The sequence below is a fragment of the Comamonas testosteroni ATCC 11996 genome (assembly GCF_000241525.1).
GTDB classification, from domain to species: Bacteria; Pseudomonadota; Gammaproteobacteria; order Burkholderiales; family Burkholderiaceae_C; genus Comamonas; species Comamonas testosteroni.
The window spans coordinates 101,328-124,405 of record NZ_AHIL01000033.1 but is presented as its reverse complement, the minus strand read 5'-3'; the positions used below and the strand labels follow the sequence as shown (position 1 = coordinate 124,405).

Annotated in this window: 18 protein-coding genes; 8 read left to right on the top strand and 10 right to left on the bottom strand. The window is 64.1% G+C overall.

From position 1 onward, the window contains the following. Window positions 1-109 precede the first annotated feature (109 nt). The 7 genes from CTATCC11996_RS15215 (at window position 110) to CTATCC11996_RS15185 (ending at window position 10,640) form a co-directional block, all read left to right on the top strand. A complete protein-coding gene (locus CTATCC11996_RS15215; protein ID WP_003077718.1) occupies window positions 110-1,819 on the top strand; it encodes an acyl-CoA dehydrogenase family protein in 1,710 nt (569 codons plus the stop codon). Between the two features lie 95 nt (window positions 1,820-1,914). Continuing rightward, window positions 1,915-2,910, top strand: a complete 996-nt coding sequence (locus tag CTATCC11996_RS15210) for a tripartite tricarboxylate transporter substrate binding protein (protein WP_003077716.1) — start codon at window positions 1,915-1,917, stop codon at window positions 2,908-2,910. A 54-nt stretch (window positions 2,911-2,964) separates the two neighbouring features. Then, complete coding sequence (locus CTATCC11996_RS15205; RefSeq protein WP_003077714.1) at window positions 2,965-3,948, top strand: Bug family tripartite tricarboxylate transporter substrate binding protein; 984 nt, start codon at window positions 2,965-2,967, stop codon at window positions 3,946-3,948. A 169-nt stretch (window positions 3,949-4,117) separates the two neighbouring features. Further along, window positions 4,118-5,296 (top strand): M20 aminoacylase family protein, encoded by a 1,179-nt coding sequence (locus CTATCC11996_RS15200; protein ID WP_003077712.1) that lies wholly within the window; start codon window positions 4,118-4,120, stop codon window positions 5,294-5,296. 30 nt (window positions 5,297-5,326) lie between these two features. Next, complete coding sequence (locus CTATCC11996_RS15195) at window positions 5,327-6,334, top strand: tripartite tricarboxylate transporter substrate binding protein (RefSeq protein ID WP_003077711.1); 1,008 nt, start codon at window positions 5,327-5,329, stop codon at window positions 6,332-6,334. A 93-nt stretch (window positions 6,335-6,427) separates the two neighbouring features. Further along, the gene (locus CTATCC11996_RS15190; protein WP_003077709.1) at window positions 6,428-7,567 is read left to right on the top strand and encodes a CaiB/BaiF CoA transferase family protein; all 1,140 of its coding nucleotides are present in this window, start codon (window positions 6,428-6,430) and stop codon (window positions 7,565-7,567) included. A gap of 166 nt (window positions 7,568-7,733) precedes the next feature. Beyond that, a complete protein-coding gene (locus tag CTATCC11996_RS15185; RefSeq protein WP_003077707.1) occupies window positions 7,734-10,640 on the top strand; it encodes an aconitate hydratase in 2,907 nt (968 codons plus the stop codon). Between the two features lie 73 nt (window positions 10,641-10,713). On the opposite strand, the gene CTATCC11996_RS15180 is transcribed toward CTATCC11996_RS15185, so the two are convergent. From CTATCC11996_RS15180 to CTATCC11996_RS15155, 6 genes are all read right to left on the bottom strand, one after another. Then, window positions 10,714-11,103 (bottom strand): VOC family protein, encoded by a 390-nt coding sequence (locus tag CTATCC11996_RS15180; protein ID WP_034349263.1) that lies wholly within the window; start codon window positions 11,101-11,103, stop codon window positions 10,714-10,716. A gap of 106 nt (window positions 11,104-11,209) precedes the next feature. After that, entirely contained in the window at window positions 11,210-12,316 is a 1,107-nt protein-coding gene (locus CTATCC11996_RS15175) for a PepSY-associated TM helix domain-containing protein (protein WP_003077704.1), read from the bottom strand. A gap of 62 nt (window positions 12,317-12,378) precedes the next feature. Beyond that, window positions 12,379-14,601: a TonB-dependent receptor family protein gene (locus tag CTATCC11996_RS15170; protein ID WP_003077701.1), complete on the bottom strand. Its 2,223-nt coding sequence runs from the start codon at window positions 14,599-14,601 to the stop codon at window positions 12,379-12,381. A gap of 256 nt (window positions 14,602-14,857) precedes the next feature. Then, on the bottom strand, window positions 14,858-15,718 hold the full coding sequence (locus tag CTATCC11996_RS15165; protein WP_003077699.1) for a ParB N-terminal domain-containing protein: 861 nt from the start codon (window positions 15,716-15,718) through the stop codon (window positions 14,858-14,860). 155 nt (window positions 15,719-15,873) lie between these two features. Beyond that, complete coding sequence (gene trhP / locus CTATCC11996_RS15160) at window positions 15,874-17,262, bottom strand: prephenate-dependent tRNA uridine(34) hydroxylase TrhP (RefSeq protein WP_003077698.1); 1,389 nt, start codon at window positions 17,260-17,262, stop codon at window positions 15,874-15,876. Window positions 17,263-17,289: 27 nt separating this feature from the next. After that, on the bottom strand, window positions 17,290-18,195 hold the full coding sequence (locus CTATCC11996_RS15155) for a LysR substrate-binding domain-containing protein (RefSeq protein ID WP_003077696.1): 906 nt from the start codon (window positions 18,193-18,195) through the stop codon (window positions 17,290-17,292). 145 nt (window positions 18,196-18,340) lie between these two features. Between CTATCC11996_RS15155 and CTATCC11996_RS15150 the strand changes: the two genes are divergently transcribed. Then, window positions 18,341-19,099: a sulfite exporter TauE/SafE family protein gene (locus CTATCC11996_RS15150; RefSeq protein WP_003077693.1), complete on the top strand. Its 759-nt coding sequence runs from the start codon at window positions 18,341-18,343 to the stop codon at window positions 19,097-19,099. A 130-nt stretch (window positions 19,100-19,229) separates the two neighbouring features. On the opposite strand, the gene prfH is transcribed toward CTATCC11996_RS15150, so the two are convergent. The 4 genes from prfH to CTATCC11996_RS15130 all read right to left on the bottom strand — a co-directional run bounded on the left by prfH (window position 19,230) and on the right by CTATCC11996_RS15130 (window position 23,034). Further along, on the bottom strand, window positions 19,230-19,817 hold the full coding sequence (prfH, locus tag CTATCC11996_RS15145) for a peptide chain release factor H (protein WP_003077689.1): 588 nt from the start codon (window positions 19,815-19,817) through the stop codon (window positions 19,230-19,232). Further along, entirely contained in the window at window positions 19,808-20,962 is a 1,155-nt protein-coding gene (locus CTATCC11996_RS15140) for an RNA ligase RtcB family protein (RefSeq protein ID WP_003077686.1), read from the bottom strand. The genes prfH and CTATCC11996_RS15140 overlap by 10 nt, the downstream gene beginning before the upstream one ends. Window positions 20,963-21,353: 391 nt before the next feature. Further along, the gene (gene tolA, locus CTATCC11996_RS15135) at window positions 21,354-22,526 is read right to left on the bottom strand and encodes a cell envelope integrity protein TolA (protein WP_003077684.1); all 1,173 of its coding nucleotides are present in this window, start codon (window positions 22,524-22,526) and stop codon (window positions 21,354-21,356) included. Window positions 22,527-22,602: 76 nt separating this feature from the next. Continuing rightward, window positions 22,603-23,034: a biopolymer transporter ExbD gene (locus CTATCC11996_RS15130; RefSeq protein ID WP_003077683.1), complete on the bottom strand. Its 432-nt coding sequence runs from the start codon at window positions 23,032-23,034 to the stop codon at window positions 22,603-22,605. Between the last annotated feature and the right edge of the window lie 44 nt (window positions 23,035-23,078).

Here is a 23,078-nt window from a genome sequence, read left to right as displayed (position 1 = left end):
AACCAGAGACGGCAAGCAAGGTCAGCCCTGTAGCGAGGTTGTCGTCCTCTTTCCAATGAGAGGACACCCAGCTCCTCAGGGGGATATTCGAATTCAGCAGGAGACGTTCATGTCCGCAAACGATAAGAGCCAGATGCATGCCTTGGCCCAGGCTGTGCGCGCTGCAGCACATCCCGTGCCTGATCGCCACGGAGCCAATTTCTACGCCACCGATCCTGAGTTGCAGTCGCTGCTGGCGCTTTATCTGCCCGCCGATCTGCTGGCGCATCTGCAGCCCTATCTGCAGCGCATGGGTGAGCTGGCCGGTGGGCGCGTCGACGAGCTGGCCGGCATTGCCGACAGGAATCCGCCCACGCTCGAGCACCGCAGCCGCGCCGGCCAGGACAGCCAGCGCATCATCAAGCATCCAGCCTATGAAGAGCTTGAGCGCATCGCCTACGGGGAGTTCGGCCTGCAGGCCATCTCGCACCGGGAAGACATGCTGGGCTGGAGCGGCAAGCTGCCGCCCATCGTCAAGTACGCGCTGACCTTTCTGTTCGTGCAGTCCGAGTTCGGTCTGTGCTGCCCGTTGTCCATGACCGATTCGCTGACGCGCACGCTCAAGAAGTACGGTACCCCTGAGCTGGTGGACAAGTATTTGCCTCAGCTGCTCTCGCTGGATTGGGAAAACCAGGCCCAGGGCGCGATGTTCATGACCGAGCAGGCAGCAGGCTCGGACATCGCCAACACGCTGACTATGGCCGCCCCTCAGGCCGATGGCTCCTGGCTTCTCACCGGCGACAAGTGGTTCTGCTCCAACCCCGATGCCGAGTTCGCCATGGTGCTGGCTCGTGTGGAGGGTGGAGCGCCGGGCTTGAAGGGCATCTCGCTGTTTCTGCTGCCGCGTTCCCTGGACGATGGCAGCACCAATCGCTACCGCATCGTCCGCCTCAAGGACAAGCTGGGCACCAAGTCCATGGCCAGCGGCGAGATCCGCATGGACGGCGCCGTGGCCTATCTCGTGGGTGAGCAGGGCCGGGGCTTTGTGCAGATGGCCGACATGGTCAACAACTCGCGTTTGTCCAACGGTGTGCGCTCCGCCGGCATGATGCGCCGCGCTGTGGCCGAGGCCGAATTCATCGCCCATGAACGCATTGCCTTTGGCAAGCGCCTGGAGCAGATGCCGCTGATGCAGCGCCAGCTCGACAAGCTGCGCGTGCCCGCCGAGCAGGCGCGCACCATGGTGTTCCAGACCGCGCAGACGCTGATGCGCTCCGACGCGGGCCAGCCGGATGCCTATGCGCTGCTGCGCATCCTGACGCCGCTGATCAAGTTCCGCGCCTGCCGCGATGCACGCAAGGTCACTGGCGATGCGATGGAAGTGCGCGGCGGCTGCGGCTATATCGAGGAGTGGAGCGATCCGCGTCTGGTGCGCGATGCCCACCTGGGTTCCATCTGGGAAGGCACCAGCAATATCGTGGCGTTGGACGTGATCCGCGCCATCAAGCGCGAAGGTTCGTTGCCCGTGCTGCAGCAGTACCTGCGTGGCTTGCTCGATCACGCCCGCCTGGTGCCCGGTTACCGCCATGCGCTGGAAGATGCATTGGCCCGCGCCAGCACCCTGGCCGATAGGGCCGCTCAGGACGGCGGCGAAGTGCTGGCCCGCCAGGCCGCCACAGCTCTGTACAACTGCACCACGGCCATCGCCATGGCCTGGGAAGCCGCACAGACCGGATCAAACGAGCGCCTGCGCCTGTCGCAACTGGTGCTGCTGCACCGTGTGCTGCCGCGTGATCCGCTGGACGATGCGGCCGCCGTGCCGGCGCAGTGGCTGGAGTGATTGCCGGCAGCCTTGAAATAAGTAGAAGAAACGGCTGAAGCGCTTCGTGAGAAAGGCGCTATCGGCTCTCGGATTATTTCTGCAAGGAGACAAATATGCGCAATCACACAAGAGAGCGCCGAAGGCTGCTGGTCGCAGCCTCGGGTGCAGTGCTGCTGGCGGCAGCCCATTTCGCCGTGCAGGCTCAGGGCGACTCCTATCCGGCTCGGCCGATACGCCTGGTGGTGCCTTATGGCGCGGGCGGGCCGACGGACGCGCATTTGCGGGTGGTGGCACAGCAAGCCTCGCAGTTGCTGGGGCAACCGGTGGTCATAGAGAACAAGCCAGGCGCCAACGGCACGTTTGGCGCGGTGGAGCTGGCGCGGGCTCAGCCTGATGGCTACACCCTGGCCGTGCTGCCTGCCAGTGTCTATCGCGAACCGTATCTGAACCGGGTGAGCTTTGACCCCTTGAAGCTGAGCTATGTGATCGGCATGACCGACTACACCTTCGGGCTGGCTGTGCGCCGGGAAGCGCCGTGGAAGAGCTGGAAGGAGTTTGCCGAAGATGCGAGCAGGCGTCCCGGCCAGATCTCCGTCGGTGCGGCCGGCCCGGTGCAAACGCCCAGCATCGTGCTCAGCGAGCTGGTGCAGTCCACGGGCCTGCAGTTCAATCGCGTGCCCTACAAGGGTGACTCGGAGCAGGCCAGCGACCTGTTGGGCGGTCACATCGATGCGGGCGTGCTCTCCGGCGTAGCCTCCCAGCATGTCCAGTCGGGCCGATTGCGCTACCTGGCAATGTTCACCTCCAGTCGTGTTCCGCAGTTCCCCCAGGTGCCCACCTTGACGGAGCTGGGCGTGGACGCGGTGATCGAGTCGCCTTATGGGATTGCCGCCCCTGCCGGCCTGGCTCCGGCGCGGTTGCGCATCATTCATGACGCCTTCAAGGCTGCTCTGGAGTCGGCGCAGGGGCGCAAGATCCTCGAACAACTCAATCAGCCGCTGAACTACCGCAGCCCGCAAGAGTTCGAGCAGTACGCCAGGAGCGCCTACGCACGCGAGAAGACGCGCATGGAGCACTTCAAGGCCGGTGCCGGCGGTACCCCCCAGTGATATCTCAGTGATATCTGGCCGGTTCATCGGCAACACCCTTCCAAGGAGACAGACATGCATAGAGCCAGACGCGCAGCGCTGGGCCTGATGGCATCCGCCGCCCTGTCGGCAGCACTGCCCGCACTTGCCCAGGAGAAATACCCGACACGCCCCATCACGTTCATCGTGCCGTTTCCACCTGGCGGCCCTACCGACGCCATGGCGCGCATTCTGGCTACCGAGCTGACCAAGGAGCTGGGCCAGAGCGTGATCGTGGAGAACAAGGCCGGCGCCGGCGGCAATATCGGAGCCGACTTCGTGGCACGTGCCAAGCCTGACGGCTATACGCTGATGTTCGGTACTTCGGGTCCGCTGGCCATCAACAAGCCGCTGTACAAGTCCATCAGCTACGACCCACGCACCAGCTTCACGCCCATCATCTACGTTGGCTATCTGCCCAATGTACTGGTGGTTCGGCCGGATCTGGGCGTTGGCAACGTCAAGGAGCTGATTGCGCTGGACAAGAGCAAGCCCGGCAAGCTCAATTTCGCGTCTTCGGGCAATGGTGCTTCATCCCATCTGGCGGGTGTGCTGTTCAATGGCCTGGCCGGCACCCAGCTGCAGCATGTGCCATACAGGGGCACGGGGCCGGCACTCAACGACCTGCTGGCCGGTCAGGTGGACATGACTTTCACCGACATCCTCACGGCCATGCCCTATATCAAGGCCGGCAAGGTCAAGGCCCTGGGCGTGGCCACGTCCAAACGCTCCAGCGCCATGCCCTTGATCCCCACCATCGCCGAGCAGGGTCTGGCTGGCTATGACGTGAGCGTGTTCTTCGGCGTGGTCGGCCCCAAGGGCATGCCGGTAGAGCGGGTGGAGCTGCTCAATCAGGCCTATGCCAAAGCGCTGGATTCCGAGAATGTGAAGAACGCCTTTGCGGCCCAGGGCCTTGAGCGCGGCGCGGATGCCAGGCCCGCCTATCTGGCCGGCTTCGTCAAGAGCGAACTCGACAAATGGAGCGAGGTGGTGCAAAAGGCCGGCGTGAAGCTTGACTGATGGCGCTGTCGCTTGGGCGCAAGCGCAGGCATGCCATCGAAGGTTGGACGTGTTAGAACTTTTCGAAACTCCTCATCTTGGTCATGAGGAGGACACTGTTTCGCACTGCCTGCCACTGCCCGAGAGTCCATGCAATGCATGAGCCGGGGTACTTCACCTATCCATAGCCATGATATCTTCACCTTCCCTTCTGCTCGCACAACTGCAGTCCGTCGCAGCCGAGTTCGTCGAGGTGCGCCGCAGCATCCATGCCCATCCCGAACTGGCTTTCGAGGAGACGCGCACCAGCGATTTGGTGGCCGCATCCCTGACTCGCTGGGGTTATGCCGTGCACCGAGGTTTGGGCGTGACCGGCGTGGTCGGCGTGCTCAAGAAAGGCTCGGGCAGCAAGTCGCTGGGCATACGCGCGGACATGGATGCCTTGCCCATCCATGAAAGAACAGGCCTGGACTATGCCAGCCGACTGCCTGGGAAAATGCACGCCTGCGGCCATGACGGACATACCGCCATCTTGCTGTGCGCGGCAAAGTACATCGCTGAAAAGCTCGATTTCGACGGTACGCTGAACCTGATCTTCCAGCCTGCCGAGGAGAATGAGGGCGGCGCCATGCGCATGGTGGACGAGGGCCTGTTCGAGCTGTTTCCCTGCGACGAGATCTATGCGCTGCACAACGCGCCTGGCCTGCCCGTGGGCCGGATGGCCATCAGCTCCGGGCCGGCCATGGCCTCGTTCGACCGCGTAACCGTTACGCTGCGCGGGCGCAGCGCCCATGGCGCCATGCCGCACCACGGCATAGACAGCATGCAGTGCGCGGCCAGCATCGTGCTGGGCCTGCAGTCCATCATCACGCGTGAGATCGATGCCCAGCATGCGGCCGTGATCACAGTGGGCTCCATCCAGGCTGGCGAGGTCTTCAACATCGTGCCCGAGAGCGCCGTGCTCAAGATTGGCGTGCGCGCCCTGAACCCGGACGTGCGCAGCTGGGTGGAGACGCGCATCAAGGCCTTTGTGCAGGCCCAGGCCGAGAGCTATCAGCTCAGCTGCGACATCGACTACGTGCACAAATACCCGGTGCTCGTGAACTGTGCAGCCCAGACCGAGTACGCGCGCCAGGTGGCAATCAGCCTGCTGGGCGAGGACAAGGTGGGCGAGCGCACGCCCACCATGGGCAGCGAGGACTTTGCCTACATGCTGCAAAAGCGTCCCGGCGCCTATATCCGGCTGGGCAACGGCGTGGGCGAGGATGGCGGTTGCATGGTGCACAACCCGCTGTATGACTTCAATGACAAGGCATTGCACATCGGTGCGGCCTTCTGGACGCAACTGGTGCAAAGCTATCTGGCCTGAGCGGCCGCATATGGAAGAGGGAGGCAGGAGATGGATACATGGAACCGCCGCAGCTTTATGCGGCACACACTGTGGCAGACGGCTGCCTTGGCGGCAGCTTCGAGCTGGGTCCGGGCTGCAGAAAGCTTTCCGGCCAAGCCTCTGACTCTCATGGTGCCTTTTCCTGCAGGCGGGGCCAGCGATGTGGCAGCGCGCATCTTTGCCGAATCCATAGGCAGCAGCATCAGGCAGCAGGTGGTGGTGGAGAACCTGGGAGGCGGCACGGGACTGATTGCCGCGGCCAAGGTGCTCAACGCGCCAGCAGACGGCTATATGTTCTTTCACGGCTCGGCCAACGAGATCTTCCTGGCGCCCATGCTCAATACGGCAGCGCGCTACAAGCCAGGCGATTTCACGCTGGCGGCCCCCACGACGGAGTCGCCCATCGTGCTCATGGTCAAGAGCAGGCTGCCTGTCGAAAGCTATGACGAGTTCATCGAATATGCACGCGCCAGCAAAAGCGGCCCGCTGACCTATGGCACGGTGGGCGTGGACTCCATGTACAACCTGATGGGCGATGCCCTGGCAGCCAGACTGAAGCTGCCGTTTCTGCACGTGCCCTACAAGGGCGGCGCGCCGGCCCTGCAGGACCTGGCAGGAGGGCAGGTGGACTTCGCCATCCTGCCTTATCAGGCAAGCTTCGAAGGCATGGCCAAGCAGGGGCGCCTGAAAATTCTGACCAGTTTCTCCAGGACCCTGCCCAAGGAGCTGGCCCATGTGCCGCTGATATCGCAAAGTCGCCTCAGCCCGGATTTTGAATACACGGTCAGTGCGGGCTACTTCGTGAAGAAGGACACACCCGCCGATCGCGTGGCCGCGCTGCGCAGCGCCATAGGGCAGGCGCTGGTGAATCCGGAAATCCGCGCCAAGCTGGAGCTGGAGGGCAAGCATATCCGCCAGCCCGTTGCCTCGCAGGTAGAGGCGGACCAGAGCTTCCATGCCATCCATCAGCGCCTGAGCGCGCTGGTGCGCGGCCTGGGCCGAAAGCCTCTGGCCTGAGGCGTGGGCTGCCGCGACTGGCGGCGCAAGCCTTCGAGCAATCTTTGATCAACACGCGGGCCCATGGGCCTGCATTCTGTCGGAAAGTGAAACATGCACAATCCAGCCGCGGTTGGCGCCGGAGCCTTGCAGGGCGTCAAGGTGCTTGATCTGTCACGCATTCTGGGCGGTCCGTTCTGTGGCCAGATACTGGGCGACCATGGCGCCGATGTGCTCAAGGTGGAGCCGCCGCAGGGTGACGATACCCGCACCTGGGGGCCTCCGTTTCGCGACGGCGTGGCCTCCTACTACTTCGGCTTGAACCGCAACAAGCGCCTCCAGTTTCTCGATCTGTCCGTGCCCGAAGGCCAGCAGCGCGTGCGCGAGCTGATGGCCCAGGCCGATGTGGTGGTGGAGAACTTCAAGGTCGGCACCATGGAGAAATGGGGCATAGGCTTTGAGCAGATGCGAGAAGAGCTGCCGCATCTGATCTGGTGCCGCGTCACGGGCTTCGGCGCCGACGGCCCTCTGGGCAGCCTGCCCGGCTACGACGCCGCCATCCAGGCCATGGCCGGCATCATGAGCATCAACGGCGAGGCCGATGGCGACCCGCTGCGCGTGGGCCTGCCGGTGGTGGACATGGTGACGGGGCTGAATGCCACCATCGGCGTGCTGCTGGCCCTGCACGAGCGGGGGCGCAGCGGGCAGGGCCAGCTGGTGGATGCCTCGCTCTACGACTCCGGCCTGTCGCTGCTCCATCCCCACGCAGCCAACTGGTTCATGGGGCGCAAGGTGCCGCAGCGCTCGGGCAATGCCCATCCCAATATCTATCCCTACGATGTGCTCAGCACCGGCGGTGCCCCCATATTTCTGGCCGTGGGCAATGACCGACAGTTCCGGCTGCTGTGCAGCCATGTCGGTCAGGAGGGGCTGGCGCAGGACGAGCGCTTTGCCACCGCAGGCCAGCGCTCCGTTCATCGTGCCGAGCTCAAGCCCTTGCTGCAGCAGGCGTTTGCGTTGCTCGATGGCGTGAAGCTTGCCGATGAGTTGATGGCCATAGGCGTGCCCGCCGCGCCGGTGCTCGATGTCGCCCAGGCGCTAGCGCATCCGCACACCGCGCACCGGGAAATGGTGGTGGAGATGGGCGAGTACCAGGGGCTGGGCGCACCGGTCAAGCTCAGCCGCACGCCGGCCAGCTACCGCTTTGCGCCCTTGAGCGAAGGACAGGGGTTTCTGCCGGACGCCGGCGCCTGAGCTTGCCTCACCGTAACTCCAGCCCGCCCAGCGCGGGCTTTCTTTTTTGCCCCCATGCGAGCCGATTTGCGTTGCCGGCGCCCTGTCCCACCCTTTTCTCGGGAGTTGTGTGCACAATGGAATGCAAAAGCGTTTTCCCTGTGTTCTGTCCATGGAGAGTCTCACGATGTCGCATGCTTTTGCCAAAACCCTGAAGTCCTTTGAACTGGCCGAGGGCAAGAAGGGCAAGTTCTATTCCTTGCCGGCCCTGGCCAAGCAGTTTCCGGAGATCAAGCGCCTGCCGGTCTCGATTCGTATCGTGCTCGAATCGGTGCTGCGCAACTGTGACGGTAACAAGATCACCGAGGAGCATGTGGCGCAACTGGCGCGCTGGCAACCCAAGGCCGAGCGGGTCGACGAGATTCCGTTTGTCGTCGCGCGCGTGGTGCTGCAGGACTTCACCGGCGTGCCCTTGCTGGCCGATCTGGCCGCCATGCGCAGCACGGCTGCCAAGCTGGGCAAGAAGCCCAAGTCCATCGAGCCGCTGGTGCCCGTGGACCTGGTGGTGGACCACTCCATCATGGTGGACTACTTCGGCACCAAGAAGGCGCTGGACCTGAACATGAAGCTGGAGTTCCAGCGCAACCAGGAGCGCTACCAGTTCATGAAATGGGGCATGCAGGCCTTCGACACCTTCGGTGTCGTGCCGCCGGGCTTCGGCATCGTGCACCAGGTCAATCTCGAATATTTGGCGCGCGGCGTGCACAAGGCAAGGAGCGGCAAGGGTGATGCGGTGTACTACCCTGACACCCTGGTCGGCACCGACAGCCATACCACCATGATCAACGGCATAGGCGTGGTGGCCTGGGGGGTGGGCGGTATCGAGGCCGAGGCGGCCATGCTGGGCCAGCCCGTGTACTTCCTCACGCCCGATGTGGTGGGCTTCGAGTTGACCGGCCAGTTGCGCGAAGGTGTGACGGCCACCGATCTGGTGCTCACCGTCACGGAGCTGCTGCGCAAGGAAAAAGTGGTCGGCAAATTCGTCGAGTTCTTTGGCGAAGGAACGCGCAGTCTTTCCCTGCCAGATCGCGCCACCATCGGCAATATGGCTCCTGAATATGGGGCGACCATGGGTTTCTTCCCGGTCGATGAAAAGACCATCGAGTACTTCAAGGGAACGGGACGTACCAAGAGCGAGATCCAAGCCTTCGAGGCCTACTTCAAGGCCCAGCAGCTGTTTGGCGTGCCCAAGGCCGGCGAAATCGACTACTCGCATGTGGTCAAGCTGGATCTGGGCAAGGTGGCTCCGAGCCTAGCCGGGCCCAAGCGCCCGCAGGACCGCATCGAGATCGGCCATGTGGCCGGGCAGTTCGACGAGCTGTTCAGCGCTCCCGTGGCCCAGAATGGTTTCAACCTGCCTGCCGATCAACTGGCGCGTCGCCACGTGGTGAGTCCCGATGGTCCCGAGGCCTTGCAGCCCGAGAGCAAACCCCTGTCGGCTGGTGCGGAGCGCAACAAGGCCGAGATGGTGAGCAACACGCCCGAGACCGGCAAGGCCGAGGCCAGTGCGATTGCTTCTGATGCCAGCCATGCGGTTGCAGCGCCGGAAAAGGGCTTCGATATCGGCAGCGGCGATGTGCTGATTGCCGCCATCACGAGCTGCACCAATACCTCCAACCCCAGCGTCATGCTGGCGGCAGGCCTGCTGGCCAAGAAGGCGGTTCAGGCAGGCCTCAAGGTCAAGCCGCATATCAAGACCTCGCTGGCGCCGGGCTCCCGCCTGGTGACTCGTTATCTGACCGAGGCGGGCTTGCTGCCCTATCTGGAAAAGCTGGGTTTTGCGCTGGCCGGCTACGGCTGCACCACCTGCATTGGCAATGCCGGTGATCTCACCCCCGAGATCAATGCTGTCATCACGCAGAACAATCTGGTCTGCGCGGCCGTCCTGTCGGGCAACCGCAACTTCGAGGCCCGCATTCACCCCAATATCAAGGCCAACTTCCTGGCCAGCCCTCCGCTGGTGGTGGCCTATGCGATCGCCGGGACAGTGCGCAAGGACCTGATGACCGAGCCCGTGGGCAAGGGCAAGGGCGGCAAGGACGTGTATCTGGGCGATATCTGGCCCAGCAGCGAGGAGATTCAGGAGCTGCTCAAGTTCGCCATGAATGGCAAGGCCTTCCGCAGCAATTACGAGCAGGTGGCCAGCGAGCCGGGCAAGCTCTGGGAAAAGATTCGGGGGGTGACAGGCGCCACCTACACCTGGCCCGAGAGCACCTATATCGCCGAGCCGCCGTTCTTTGCCGACTTTGCTCTGGAACTGAAAGCGCCGTCCGCAACGACAGATAGAGCCTCCAATCCAAGCGCTGTGCACGGCGCCCGCATCATGGCCTTGTTCGGTGACTCCATCACCACCGACCATATCTCGCCCGCAGGCTCCATCAAGGAGTCTTCGCCGGCCGGCAAGTGGCTGCTCGAGCATGGCGTGCAAAAAGCCGACTTCAACAGCTATGGCTCGCGCCGGGGCAACCACGAGGTGATGATGCGCGGCACTTTTGCCAACGTGCGTATCAAGAACCTGATGATTCCCGCCGCAGCCGACGGCTCACGCGAGGAGGGCGGTGTCACCTTGTTCCGCGATGAGCATGGCAAGAGCGAGAAGATGGCCATTTACGACGCGGCCATGAAGTACCAGGCCGCAGGCCGCGCCACGGTGGTGCTGGCCGGCGAGGAATACGGCACGGGCTCCAGCCGCGACTGGGCGGCCAAGGGCACGCAGCTGCTGGGCATCAAGGCCGTGGTGGCGCGCAGCTTCGAGCGCATTCACCGCTCCAATCTGGTGGGCATGGGCGTGTTGCCGCTGCAGTTCAAGGGCAATGACAGCTGGCAAAGCCTGGGCCTGACGGGCGAGGAGTTCATCGATGTGATCCCAGCCGCCGACCTGGCGCCGCAAAGCGATGCTCAACTGGTGATCACCAGGCCCGACGGCAGCAAGAAAACCCTGACCGTGAAGCTGCGCATCGATACACCCATCGAGGTGGACTACTACCGCCATGGCGGCATCCTTCCCTATGTGCTGAGGCAACTGCTGGCCTGATTGCACCCGCTAGCCACGTAAAAAAGGCCTGCTTTCCTTGGAGGCAGGCCTTTTTCGTGGACCGGTGCGAGCTCTATTTCATCGAGTGCAGGCCAAACATATTGCCTTCGGTGTCGATGGCCAGGGCAATAAAGCCATAAGGGCCTATGGAGACTTTGTCGCGGTGCAGGCTGCCGCCGTTGCGTGCAACGCGCGCGGCCTGCTCGGCGCAGTCTTCACAGACGAAATAGACCAGCGTGCCGCCGCCGCCAGAGGGGCATTCGGGCATGCGGACCAGCGCCCCGGTGGCGCCGGCATTATCTGGCTGTCCGGGAAATGTCCACATTTCCATATCGGGGTGCTCGCCGCCTTCCGGCATGGCCAGCGCTTGCAGCTGACAGCCCAGAACGGATTCGTAGAAGCTTCTGGCGCGCGACATGTCCTGCACGTAGATCTCGAACCAGCCAACGGGATTCATAGCCATCTTCAGCTCCTTGTCTGCTCATCGGTGGAAGTCCAGATGCTGAGGCCGCAGAGGCTGTGATGCAAGCAGACCCGACCCTGAACAGGGGCATCCGAGCGCGGATCCCTCAGGGCTTTCTCTGGGCCGCAAGCTTTCTGGCCTTGCGGCGGTGCCACCAGAGCCAGATTCCGCTGATTCCCAAGCCGCCCAGCACCAGACCGTTGAGGCCGGCCAGGATTTCCATCAGCACGCCCCCCAGCTCTCCCGTGTGCAGCGGATAGGCCACGGCCACTGCCGCAGCGCCGGTGTCGAGTTCATTCCAGCGCCTGACGTCCAGCACGGCACCGTTGCGCGGGTCCAGCCATACCGAGCTGATGCCGTTGGGGTGCGGCTCGCCGGGGGCGCGAAATCGGATGCGCACGGCCTGTTTGGCATTGGGCGGCAGCTGCACGAAGCTGGCCTGGGCATCGGGCATGGCCGCACGGGCCGAGGCCAGCATGGCGTCCACATTGGCGGGCAGGGTGCCTTCCTCTGCCAGTGCGGGCAGCTTGGGCGGCTTGATTGCCGTGCTGTTGCTGAGCACATTGAGCCAGTCGCCCAGCGGTCGCCAAGCCATATAGGCACCGGTGACGACCGACACCGCGATCAGCAGGCCCATGATCACGCCGCCGATGCGGTGCATGTCGAACAGGGCGCGCACCAGGCTTTTGTTGAGTTCTATGCGCCAGTTGCCTGGCCAGCGCTTGGGCCACCAGAGAATGACGCCCGTCAGCAGCAGCAGCACATAGGCCAGCGTGGTCCAGGCCAGTATGGCCTTGCCATTGGCGTCGAGCAGCAAGGTGCTGTGCAGCTTGAACAGCGTGTTGACAAAGCCCTCGGTCTCGCCGCGCCGGCCCTGCTCCTGTCCGGTGACGGGGTCCAGGTAAATGGTGCCGCGCCAGTTGGCCGCCTGAACGCGCAGCCACAGGCTGTCGAGCCTCTCCTGAGGCAGTCGGAAGCGCAAAGTGGCTTTGCTGCCGAACTCCTCATGGGCTCTTGCCAGTATCGGCGTCAGCGCTGCGGCCTGCTGCGCATGCGTCGTACGGGCCTGGAACAGCTCGGGGTGTGCCATGCGGTCCAGCGGCTGGCCGATGATGAGCAGGGTGCCGGTGAGCCCGGCCAGAATCAGGATCCAGCCCAGGCCCAGGGCAAACCAGCGATGCAGCCGCAGCCACAGAGAACGGAGCGAAGTCATTGCGCGTGATGGTGTGATGCCCCACGAGACCGGCCTTGAGGGTGGACTCGCGGGGCCGCCGCTTAGAACGGCAGGGTGGCCTGAACGTACAGGGTGCGTGGCATGCCAACGTATTTGCCGCCGCCGTTGTTGTCGGTGGAGCGGGTGAAATAGCGGCGGTCAAAAACGTTCTTCATGCCCACGGTCAGGCGCAGATTGTTCAGCTCCTTGCCCGCCTGGTAGCTGGTGCGCAGGCCCAGAATGGCAAAGCCGGGGATATCACCCAGATTGCCGTTGGCGTCTTCCTGCGTGATGTAGGGATTGGGCTTGGCGCTGGTGCCGGGCGTGCCGGGCGAGCGCTGCTTGGACTGGGCGTTCAGATCGGCATTGAAGGTCCAGCGCTCCATCGCGTAACGTGCCGACAGGCCGGCCGTGTGGCGCGAATAAAGCGGCAGGTCGCGGCCTGCGAAGGGGCCAGCCTGGCTGGTGGCCTGGGTGAAGGTATAGCTCATGCCCAGCGACAGGCCCTTGAGTGCCGGGTAGTTCTTGCCGAAGTCATAGCGCAGCGCCGATTCCAGACCACGGTGGCGCGTGGCACCCAGATCGGTCCAGATGCCGTTGCCGGTGCCGTCGCCCGGGCGATCCAGGAACAGCTCCTTGTTGAAGTCGATGTTGAACAGCGTCAGCTCGCCATTCCAGGTATCGCTCTTGTAGTGCGTGCCCAGTTCATAGGTCTTGGCCGATTCGGGATAGAGCTGGTTGTTGGACGACTGGGCCAGCTGTGCGTACTGCTGGGGCCCGAAGGACTTGCCGGCATTGGCGAACACCGACCAGTGGCTGTCGACGCGGTAGAGCACCGACAGCGTGGGCAGTAGTTCGTTGGCGGCCGCCGTCGGGTAGATGGCCGCTGCGGTCGCGCCCTTGTAGTCCACCACATTGTTGAAGGAGCGGATGCGCTCGTAGCGCACGCCGGGCGTGATGGTCCAGTTGCCCACATCGATGCGGTTGTCGATATAGAAGGCATTGGCCGTGGTGCCGCCCTGGCTGGTCTGGGTGGTGTTCAGCGGCAGGGCCATGGCATCGACCTTGCCGGGCACATAGAAGCCGGAAGTGGCCAGCGCCGTTTCGGAGCTCTTTTCCTTCAGGTAGCGATAGCCAACGCTGACTTCCTGCACCACGGAGCCGGTCTCGAAAATGCGCGAGTAGCGCGGCTCCACGCCGTAGTAGCTGTAGTCGCGCGGTGCGGCCGTGAGGCTGCGCTTGCCGGCATTGGCGCCGGTGGCGTCGCGTTCGATATAGCTGCCGCGGAAGGAGTCCACGTAGTAGCTGAGCACTTCGAAGTTGTTGCGACCGTCCTTGTAGCTGTACTTGAGCGAGCCGTCGGTGCGGCGGCCCGTGAACTGGTCATAGTTGCGCGTGCTCTGGAACGGGTCGGCTGCGTACTGGGCCGTGGTCAGGCCGCCGGGCATCTGGCCCTTGCCCTCGAAGTGGTGCAGCGAAGCGGAAATACTGCTGTTGTTGCTGAGCTTGTAGCTGCCCTTGACCAGCAGATCGTCGATGTCGGTCTTGTCGTTGCTGCTGCGCCAGCCCTTGCCGTGCGTGCCCGAATACAGCACGGCCAGGCCCAGGCCCGACTCGTTGGTGCCGCCCACAAAGAAGCTGGGCGTGGTCTTCACATTGCCGCCGTGGCTGTAGATCTCGGTGCCGATGGAGGCTTCGGCTGCAAAGGTCTTGGGAATGGCACGCGTCGTGAAGTTGATGATGCCGCCCACATTCTGCGGGCCGTAGCGCACCGAGCCCGCGCCGCGCACCACGTCGATGGAGTCCAGATTGCCCAGCGCCACGGGCGCCAGCGATAGCTGAGGCTGACCGTAGGGAGCGTAGGAGACGGGCACGCCGTCCTGCAGCACATAGGAGCGTGGCGACAGGCGCGCGGTCAGCCCGCGCACGCTCAGGTTCAGAGAGATATCGCTGCCGCCCGTGCCGTTGCTGTCCTGAACCTGCACACCGGGCACCAGGCGCAGCGCTTCGCGCAAGGTGGCCGCGCCGCTTTCCTGAATGCGCTCGCGCTCGACGATGGTGCGGGCACCTGGATGCTCCAGAACCTTCTCGGCACTGGACATATCGCCATCCAGCCAGTTGCCGGTGACGGTGACCGAGTCCAGGGCCGCTTCGGCAGCGGCGGCGGTGGCGCTGGCCGTTTGTGCATGAACGGGGCTGGCGAGCACGCCAAGGGCTGCGGCAACGGCAGCGGCGGCGCTGCTCAGGCGAAAAGCGGGGGAGTCGGAAAGATGGAGGTTAGCCATAGGTGTTGTAGAGGAAGGCACACAGCACCTGGCTGGCATGAACAGCGCGCTGCCCCAGCCTTGCGCTGGCGGCATCTCTTGTCTTCAGTCGGGGCCGGAGGGGTCTATGTGGCGTTTATTGGCAGGCGCGAATATTAATGAGAATGGCTGTCATTTGGCTGTGTGTGGTTATGTTGAGACACAAAAAAACAGCCTCCCCGTCCGGCAATCTGGCCGTCCGGGGAAGCTGCATGTGGGAGCCGGGCGAGAGGGCTACTTAACCCTGTTCTGCCAGCAGGTCCTGCAAGGTCTTGACCTGCAGGCGCAGGCGCTCGTTCTCGGCCTCAAGCTCGGTGACGCGGGCCTGCAGCTCTTCGGGGCTGGCGGCTGGCGCGGCCTCTGCCGATTCTTCGGCTTCGGGCTTGGCGGCCTTGGGCTTTTTCTTGGCATCGCGCACGCGCTTGGCGGCCTGCTTGAGCGCGTCGGCGCCTTCGGCGGCCACGGCCTGCTGCTCTTCCTCGGGCAGGGTGGCGACCACTGCTGCGGCATTGAGCGAGAGCTCACCAGCTTTGACCGCGGCCACGACTTCGGGCGCTGCCTTTTCCTGGATGGTCTCGATCATCTTGACCTGGCCGGCCGACAGGCGGGCGGCGCGGGCCAGGGCTTCACGCGTGTCCAGCGCTTCGTCGGGCACCTTGGCCACGCTGGCCAGAGCCTGGGCCACCACGGGGTCGGTCTCGCCTTCCCAGGGGGCTTCCTCGCTGGCCGGCTGTGCGGCCTTGGCGGCGTTCACGGCAGCGGCTGCCGCAGCGCGTCGCTCGGCAATGATCTCGCGCTTGCGCAGCGCCAGCACGCCGCGCTGGAAGTCGGAGACCGAGCGGCGGCCCAGATGCTGGTCGATCATCCACAGATGCACGTCGTCCATGTTCTTGAACTGCGTGGCCTGCACGGTGTTGAAGGGCAGGCCGTGCTTCTGGCAGATGCCGTAGCGGTTGTGGCCGTCGATGAGCAGATCGCCCCAGACCACCAGGGAGTCGCGGCAGCCTTCGGCGAGGATGCTGCGCTCCAGCGATTCGTGCTCGTCCGGGGTCAGAGGGTCGATATAGGCCTTCAGGCCTTCGTCAATCTTCAGTTCCATGTGTGTTCTTTAAATTGAGGAGCTACTTGCGCTTGTTGGTATTCGTTTTCAGCATGAAATCAATGTGAATTCAAGAGAGGGAGAGCGAAAGTAGCTATAGATAAAAGAGCAACGCCCCAGTGTATGGGGCGTTGGAAATGCAAAGCTGCTTGAGCTTACAGCAGACGCGAAATCAGCGCACCTTCCACAGGGCCTTCCAGCGGAATGCGCACGCGCACGGGGTTGCCTTGTGCGACTTCCACGGGCTGGCCTTCGAGGTTGAACATTTTCTCCAGCTTGACCTGTCGGTTGCCCTGGGGATGAATCACTTCGATGGTGTCGCCCACGGCGAAACGGTTCATGGTTTCAATCTCGGCCATGCCGTCGGCCCAGCCGCGCACCGCGCCCACGAAGTGGCTGCGCTGCAGCACGCTGTGGCCGGTTTCGTAGTTCTGGTAGTCGTTGGCAGGGCGGCGCTCCAGCAGGCCGCCGGTATAGCCGCGGTTGGCCAGGCCTTCGAGCTCGGTGATCAGATGCGGGTTGAACGGGCGTCCGGCCACGGCGTCGTCGATGGCGCGGCGGTAGGTCTGGGCCGTGCGGGCCACGTAGTACAGGCTCTTGGTGCGGCCTTCGATCTTGAGCGAGTCCACGCCGATCCTGGTCAGGCGCTCCACATGCTCCACGGCGCGCAGGTCCTTGGAGTTCATGATGTAGGTGCCGTGCTCATCTTCCATGATGGGCATCATCTCGCCGGGGCGGCCCTTTTCCTCGAGCAGATAGATGGCATCGGCCTTGGGGTGGCGCTGCTGGTCGCCGCAGGTACTGGTGAACTGGTTGTCCAGATCGTTCTTGGCTTCTTCGAAGTTGAAGCCGTTTTCCATGGTCTGGCCCAGGGCCTCGCCGGTGTTGGGGTCCACGGCCGCGTCATGCGTCTTGTAGTCCCAGCGGCAGGCGTTGGTGCAGGTGCCCTGGTTGGGGTCGCGGCGGTTGAAGTAGCCCGACAGCAGACAGCGGCCCGAGTAGGCGATGCACAGCGCGCCGTGCACAAACACTTCCAGCTCCATGTCGGGGCATTCCTGGCGGATCTTCTCGATCTCGTCCAGGCTCAGCTCGCGCGACAGGATGATGCGGGAGACGCCCATCTTCTGCCAGAACTTCACGGTGGCGTGGTTGGTGGTGTTGGCCTGTACGGACAGGTGAATTTCCTGCTCGGGCCATTTTTCCTTGACCATCATGATGAGCCCGGGGTCGGCCATGATCATGGCGTCGGGCTTCATGGCGATGATGGGCTCGATATCGCGGATATAGGTGCGCACCTTGTCGTTGTGCGCAATCAGATTGCTGGTCAGGAAGAACTTCTTGCCGCGTGCATGCGCCTCGGCAATGCCCTGGCCGATCTGCTCCAGGCGGAATTCGTTGTTGCGCGCGCGCAAGCTGTAGCGCGGCTGGCCGGCGTAGACGGCGTCGGCACCAAAGTCGTAGGCGGCGCGCATCTTGTCGAGCGAGCCGGCAGGCAGCAGCAGTTCGGGGGCTTTGAGGGTCATGATGGCGCTATTGTCCCGCATAGCGCTTTTCACCGTGGCTTGCTAAGGCTACGCGGTCTGTAGCAGTTGCGTGTGCAACTGCCGCGCAGGCAATGACAGGGAGGCCGTCGCGGCGGGCGTGCACAGCAGCAGCTGGCGCTGCGCCCAGGCGTCGGACAGCGGCACGGCCACCACGCCGGTGGCGGCGCCGTGGCGCTGCACGGCGGCCAGCGGCAGCACGGCAATGCCCACGCCCTGGCCCACGAGCTGGCACAGTCCCTCGAAATGCTGCAGCTGGACCTGGATGCGCAGAAGCCGGTCATTGATCTGCAAGGCCTGTTTCTGCAGCAGCTGCTGCAGGGCGGATTCGCGTGGCAGGCCGACCCAGTTCTCGTGCAGTAGCTCGGCCAGTTTCAGTTGCGAGCGTCCGGCCAGCGCATGGCCCAGCGGCAAGGCGGCGGCCAGCGGGTCCTGTCTCCAGGGCTGGCAGTGCGGGCCTGCCAGCGCCGCCGCGTCTTCGGCATCCCAGGCGGCCACGCCGATATCGCACAGGCCCTGGCGCAGTCCGGCCAGCACTTCGCTGCTGGGACATTCCTGAAGCTCCAACGCAATCTGCGGGTGCTGGCGCAGAAAGCCGCTGACGGCCAGCGGCAGGTGCTCGCGCACGGCCGAGGTATTGCCGCGCAGCCGGATCTGCCCGGCCAGGCCGGCGCCGAACTCGCCCATGGCTCCGCGCAGGAGCTGCATCTGGCTGAGCACCTGGCGCGCATGCTGGCCCAGGGTGTGGCCCGCAGCCGTGGGCTGCACGCCGCGTGCCTTGCGAATGAGCAGTGCCGTGCCCAGAAGCTGCTCCATGCCGCGCACGCGCTCGCTGGCCGAGGCCAGCGTGAGATGGCTGAGCTGTGCCGCTGCCGTCAGCGTGCCGCTGTCGAGGATGTGCACAAACAGCTGGAGGTCGGTCAGGTCAAAGCGCATGGGTTCAAGCCTAAGGTTTTTACGAAGTCTGGTTTTGGTAAATCCCGCTGGTCAAGCATCTTTCATCGCTGGATTATCAATGCTAGGCAAGAGAGCAATGATTCTTGCCGATGTTTGATGGTTCGGACAATACGAAGGATAGATGATGTGGAATGAAGGCTGGATGGCTGCGGCAGCCATTGCCGTGTTTGGACTGGCGGGCTGTGTCAAAGGCGTGGTGGGTCTGGGCCTGCCCACGGTTTCCATGGCCTTGCTGGCGGTGTTCATGCCGCCCGCGCAGGCGGCGGCCCTGCTGCTTTTGCCCTCGCTGGTGACGAATCTGGTGCAGATGCGGCCAGTGGCGGGTTTGCAGCCCTTGCTGCAGCGTCTTGGCTGGATGCAGCTGGGCATCGTGCTGGGCACGCTGGGTGGTGTGGCCCTCTGGGGCGGAGTCGGCAGCCTGCCTGCCGCCAGGCCGGCCTTGGGCCTGGCGCTGGTGATATACGCCCTGTGGGGGCTGTCGGGCCTGCGCTGGCAGACGCCGGCACCGCACCAGGCCTGGCTGGGGGCGGCATGCGGCCTGCTGACGGGCGCCATCACTGCGGTGACTGGTGTCTTTGTCGTGCCGGCCGTGGCCTTTTTGCAGTCGCTGGGCCTGTCCCGTCCCGCACTCATGCAGGCCATGGGTCTGTGCTTTACCACTTCCACGCTGGCCCTGGGGGCCGGCTTGCTCTGGCAGGGCCAAGGCCTGGGCGCGCAGGCGCAGGAGATGGGGCTGGGACTGCTGGCTTCGGCGCTGATGCTGATTCCGGCGCTGGCCGGCATGCACTGGGGCGAGCTGCTGCGCGAAAAGCTCTCGCCCGAGCTTTTCCGGAAGCTGCTGATGCTCAGTCTGCTGGCCCTGGGGGCCTACCTGTGCTTCTGAGTGGCCGGGCCGTAGTTGCAAGGGGTGCAGGCCCAGCCACAGGCTGCCGAGCAGCAGCCCGGTAGGCCGCTGCGACATTGCCGCCATCCCCGCGTTCGGGAGGAGGGACGACAATGTCCTCCCGGTGTGGTTACAGGCGGAAGACCTTGACGGCCTGACCGCGCTCGACTTCCCAATGCTGCTGGCTGCGCAGGCGCTGAGCCTGCCCCTGGCTGCGCGCATTGTGCTGCGCCAGCTTGATGGCCAGCAGCTCGCGTGCCAGCCGCTTGTTGGCATGCTGGCTGCGTTCGCTCATGACCTTGACAGCAATACCGCTGGGCACATGCAGGGCATGGACGGCCGAGTCCGTGGTGTTGACATGCTGGCCGCCCTTGCCTGAAGCCTTGCAGGACTGGAACTGGATTTCGCCGTCCATGGCCAGCTGGCGCGGCGGCTCGCAGCGCTGAACGGCGACGAACCAGTTCTTGCGCGGATGCCGGGGGCGGAAAGGGCTGGCGAAAATCCACTGGATGGTGCCCAGCCATTCACGCAGGGCCGGCGTCTCGCGCTCGCAGCGCAGCAGCACCGACCTGTAGCCGGCCGGGGTACAGGACTCCTCCAGCACCTCGACCGCGAGATCCTCGGCAGCGCAGGCCTGCAGCAGCTTGCGCAGAGTCAGCCGCAGCGCGTATTCACACTCGGCGGGGCCGTGGGCGGAGCTCAGTTGCATCAGCAGCATTGCATGGCTCCTTTCTTGTAGGTCAGCAGGGGTTTGAGGCGCGCGACCAGCTCCACCAGGCCGGCCTCCTGCAGGCAGGCGACCACGGAGTCCACATCCTTGTAGGCCTGGGGAGCCTCCTCGTAGACCAGCTCGCGGTCGGCGCAGACCACGGCGCTGCCGAAGCGCGTGCGCAGCAGCTCGTCCAGCGTGAAGCGGGGCCGCAGCCGGCCCATGCAGTCCGTGCGCGCCCATTTGCGGCCGGCGCCGTGAGCCAGCGAATCCAGGGCCTCGTGCCGGCCGGTGACGGGCCGCACCAGATAGCTGTAGTCGCCGCGCGAGCCCGGAATGACGACCAGGCCCCGGTCTGCCGGCGTGGCGCCCTTGCGGTGCAGAAAGCCGTCCTGGCCCTGCCAGTGGTGGGGCAGCACATGGTTGTGCGTGATGTCGAGCACGGCTTCTGCCTGGGTGCGGATCGCGCGCAGCAGGCGCTGGGCGATGCTGCGGCGGTTGAGCTGCGCATAGTCGATGGCGGCATCGTGCTGCAGCAGGTATTGCCTTGCGGCTTCGCTGCCGGCGGCCAGACCGTCGTGGCTGAAGCGCTGCACATGCTCGCGCAGTATGGAGCCGCCAAGGCCCCGCGAGCCGCTGTGCACCATGAGGTGCACGCGCTTTTTGTCGAGCGCGCCTTCCTCGTAGAGGGTCTCGATCTGCTGCAGTTCGGCAAAGTGGTTGCCGCCTCCGATGGTGCCCAGACTCTGCAGCAGATAGGCCAGATCGGCGACGCCGCTGGTCTGCGCGATCTGTTGCAGGTGCTCCATGTCCACTGTCTCCAGCAGTTCCTGAGGCAGAGGGCCGTCGATATTGCCCACGGCTTTTTCAAGCTTGGCGGCCGAGGTCTTGTGCACGGCGAGATCGGTGGCGTGCAGCGACATGCCGCAGCCTATGTCGCCACCGACCAGGGCCGGGTAGAAGCGTCCTGTCGAAAAGAAGGCCGCGCCTACGGGATAGCCCCGGCCCGGATGCAGGTCGGGCAGACCCACGGCGGCGCGGATGCCGTCCAGATTGGCGGCTGTGGTGTGAAGTTGCTGGATGGCAGCGTCCTCGATCCAGACGCTGCGGTTGGCGAACACCTTGATATAGGTGTCCGAAAAAGAATTGCCCATGAATGGCCCTTGGTCGAATGCATGAAATCAGCGATGGGGCAGTCGCGACATGCTCGGCCAAGAGGCATCCGGAAATTCACGCGCAGCGCAAAGCCTGACTCCATGTCATTCCATGGGCCGGCCAGGGTCTGCAGCGTGGCGGGAAGCGCTAGAAGGCTTTAGGCGTGCACGACTGCAAAGGGATTTGTCGTCTGGGACATGGCTCTCTCCTTTGCGTGAGTGGGTGAGGCGCGCAATCCTGCATGGAGTGCGGCAAAGAAAGGCATGCTATGGACTGGCGGGCGGCGGCGCAAGCCGTGCAGCTCGGTGCGTTGTGTATTGGCCACAGATATGAAAAAGCCCCGCAGGCCATGCCTGCGGGGCTTGGAGGGAAGCGCGGGCATGGCCTGCGTCAGTCCTGGGGTCTGAAGCCGATGACCAGATCGGAGGGCACCTTGCCGTCGATATCGCGCGGCAGCTTGTCGGTCTTGTGCAGGGCGCGGACCACGGCCTCATCCCAGGCCGCGTTGCCGCTGGACTTGGAGATCGTGGCACTGGTGATGGTGCCGTCCGGTGCCGTGCGCACGCGAACCTCGGCACGCGGATTGCCGCTGACCGCATCGGGGTAGACGATGTTGGGCTTGACGCGTGCGGCCACCTTGGCACCGTAGCCGGCCGATGGGCCGCCGCTGGCACTGCTGCCCGCACCGCCGGTGCGACTGCCGCCAGCGCCGCTGTGATCGCTGCCACCGCTGCCACCAGCATTGCCGGAGCCGCCGGCCAGCCCTTGCAGGCGTGCCAGCTCGGCCTTGCGGCGATCATCGGCTGCCTTGGCATCCCTGGCGTCCTTGGCTGCCTTCTCCTTGGCTTCCTTGGCCGCTTTTTCCTTTTCAGCCTTGTCCTTCTCGGCTTTTTCCCTGGCAGCCTTGTCCTTGGCTGCTTTCTCGGCTTTCTCTTTCTCAGCCTTTTCCGCTTTTTCCTTTTCGGCCTTGTCCTTGGCCGCCTTCTCGGCCTTTTCCTTTTTCTCGTGCTCGAGCTTTTCCTTGCGTTCCTTTTCCGCTTTTTCAGCCTTCTCGGCCTTTTGCTTTTCCAGCTGCGCCTTTTCGGCCTTTTCCTTTTCGGCCTTGTCCTTCTCGGCTTTTTCCTTGCGCTCCTTTTCCCGCTGTTCGCGGGCTTCCTGCTCGGCCTTTTCCTTCTTCAACTGCTCCTGCTTTTTCTTTTTGGCCAGGGCAATCTCGGCCTCATGATCGTCGTCATGGGCCTGAGCCTTGGGGGCCGGCGCAGGAGGAGGCAGCGGTGCCACCACGGGCTCCGGCGGAGGAGGTGGCGGCTCGGGAGCCGGGGCAGGCTCCGGCGTGGGCTCCGGAGCGGGAGGCGGCGGTGTCACGGCGGCTGCGGAAGCCGGGGCAGAGCTGCTCCAGACCTCGGCTTCGACCATGGCTTCGTCGGCTTCCTTGGGGGGGCGCACCGTCCACAGCAGGGCCGCGATCAGCAACCCGTGCGCGGCCAGGGCGAGCGACCATGAGCGCGCCCGGCCTTTGGGGCGGGGCGGGGCAAACTGATCGCGATCTTGCTGGTTAGGCATGGTGAATTGGTGGTCTGTGCGGGCTACGGCTTCAAAGCATCAAAGTCGCGGCTGGCGGCAGAGCTTCATGTATGGGTCAATTGCTGGAAGAGGAAACAACGCCGAAGGCTATGCGCTTGACGCCAGCCTTGGACAGCGTGGTATGCGCCTTCATGACGTCATCGAAGGGCAGACCCTTGTCGGCGATGATCTGGATGGCGCTGTCCTCGCCCTGGCCTTGCTGCCAGGACTGGGCCAGGCCCATGAGGTCGCCAGGCTTGATGGTCTGGGTATTGCTGCCGTTCTTGAACTGGATGCTGCCGTCCTTGTCGAGCAATACATAGGCAATGTTCTTGGTCGGCGGGCGCGAGGACTTGCCTGCGCTGGGCACGTTGATGGAGCCGGGCGTGAGCATGGGGGCCGTCACCATGAAGATGATGAGCAGCACCAGCATCACGTCGATGAAGGGCACCATATTGATTTCGTTGACGGTGCGGCGATTGCGACCGCGTGAACTCATGGCTGGCATGGATCACACTCCTTACAAATAGGCTGCTTGGCGCGCAGCCGTCC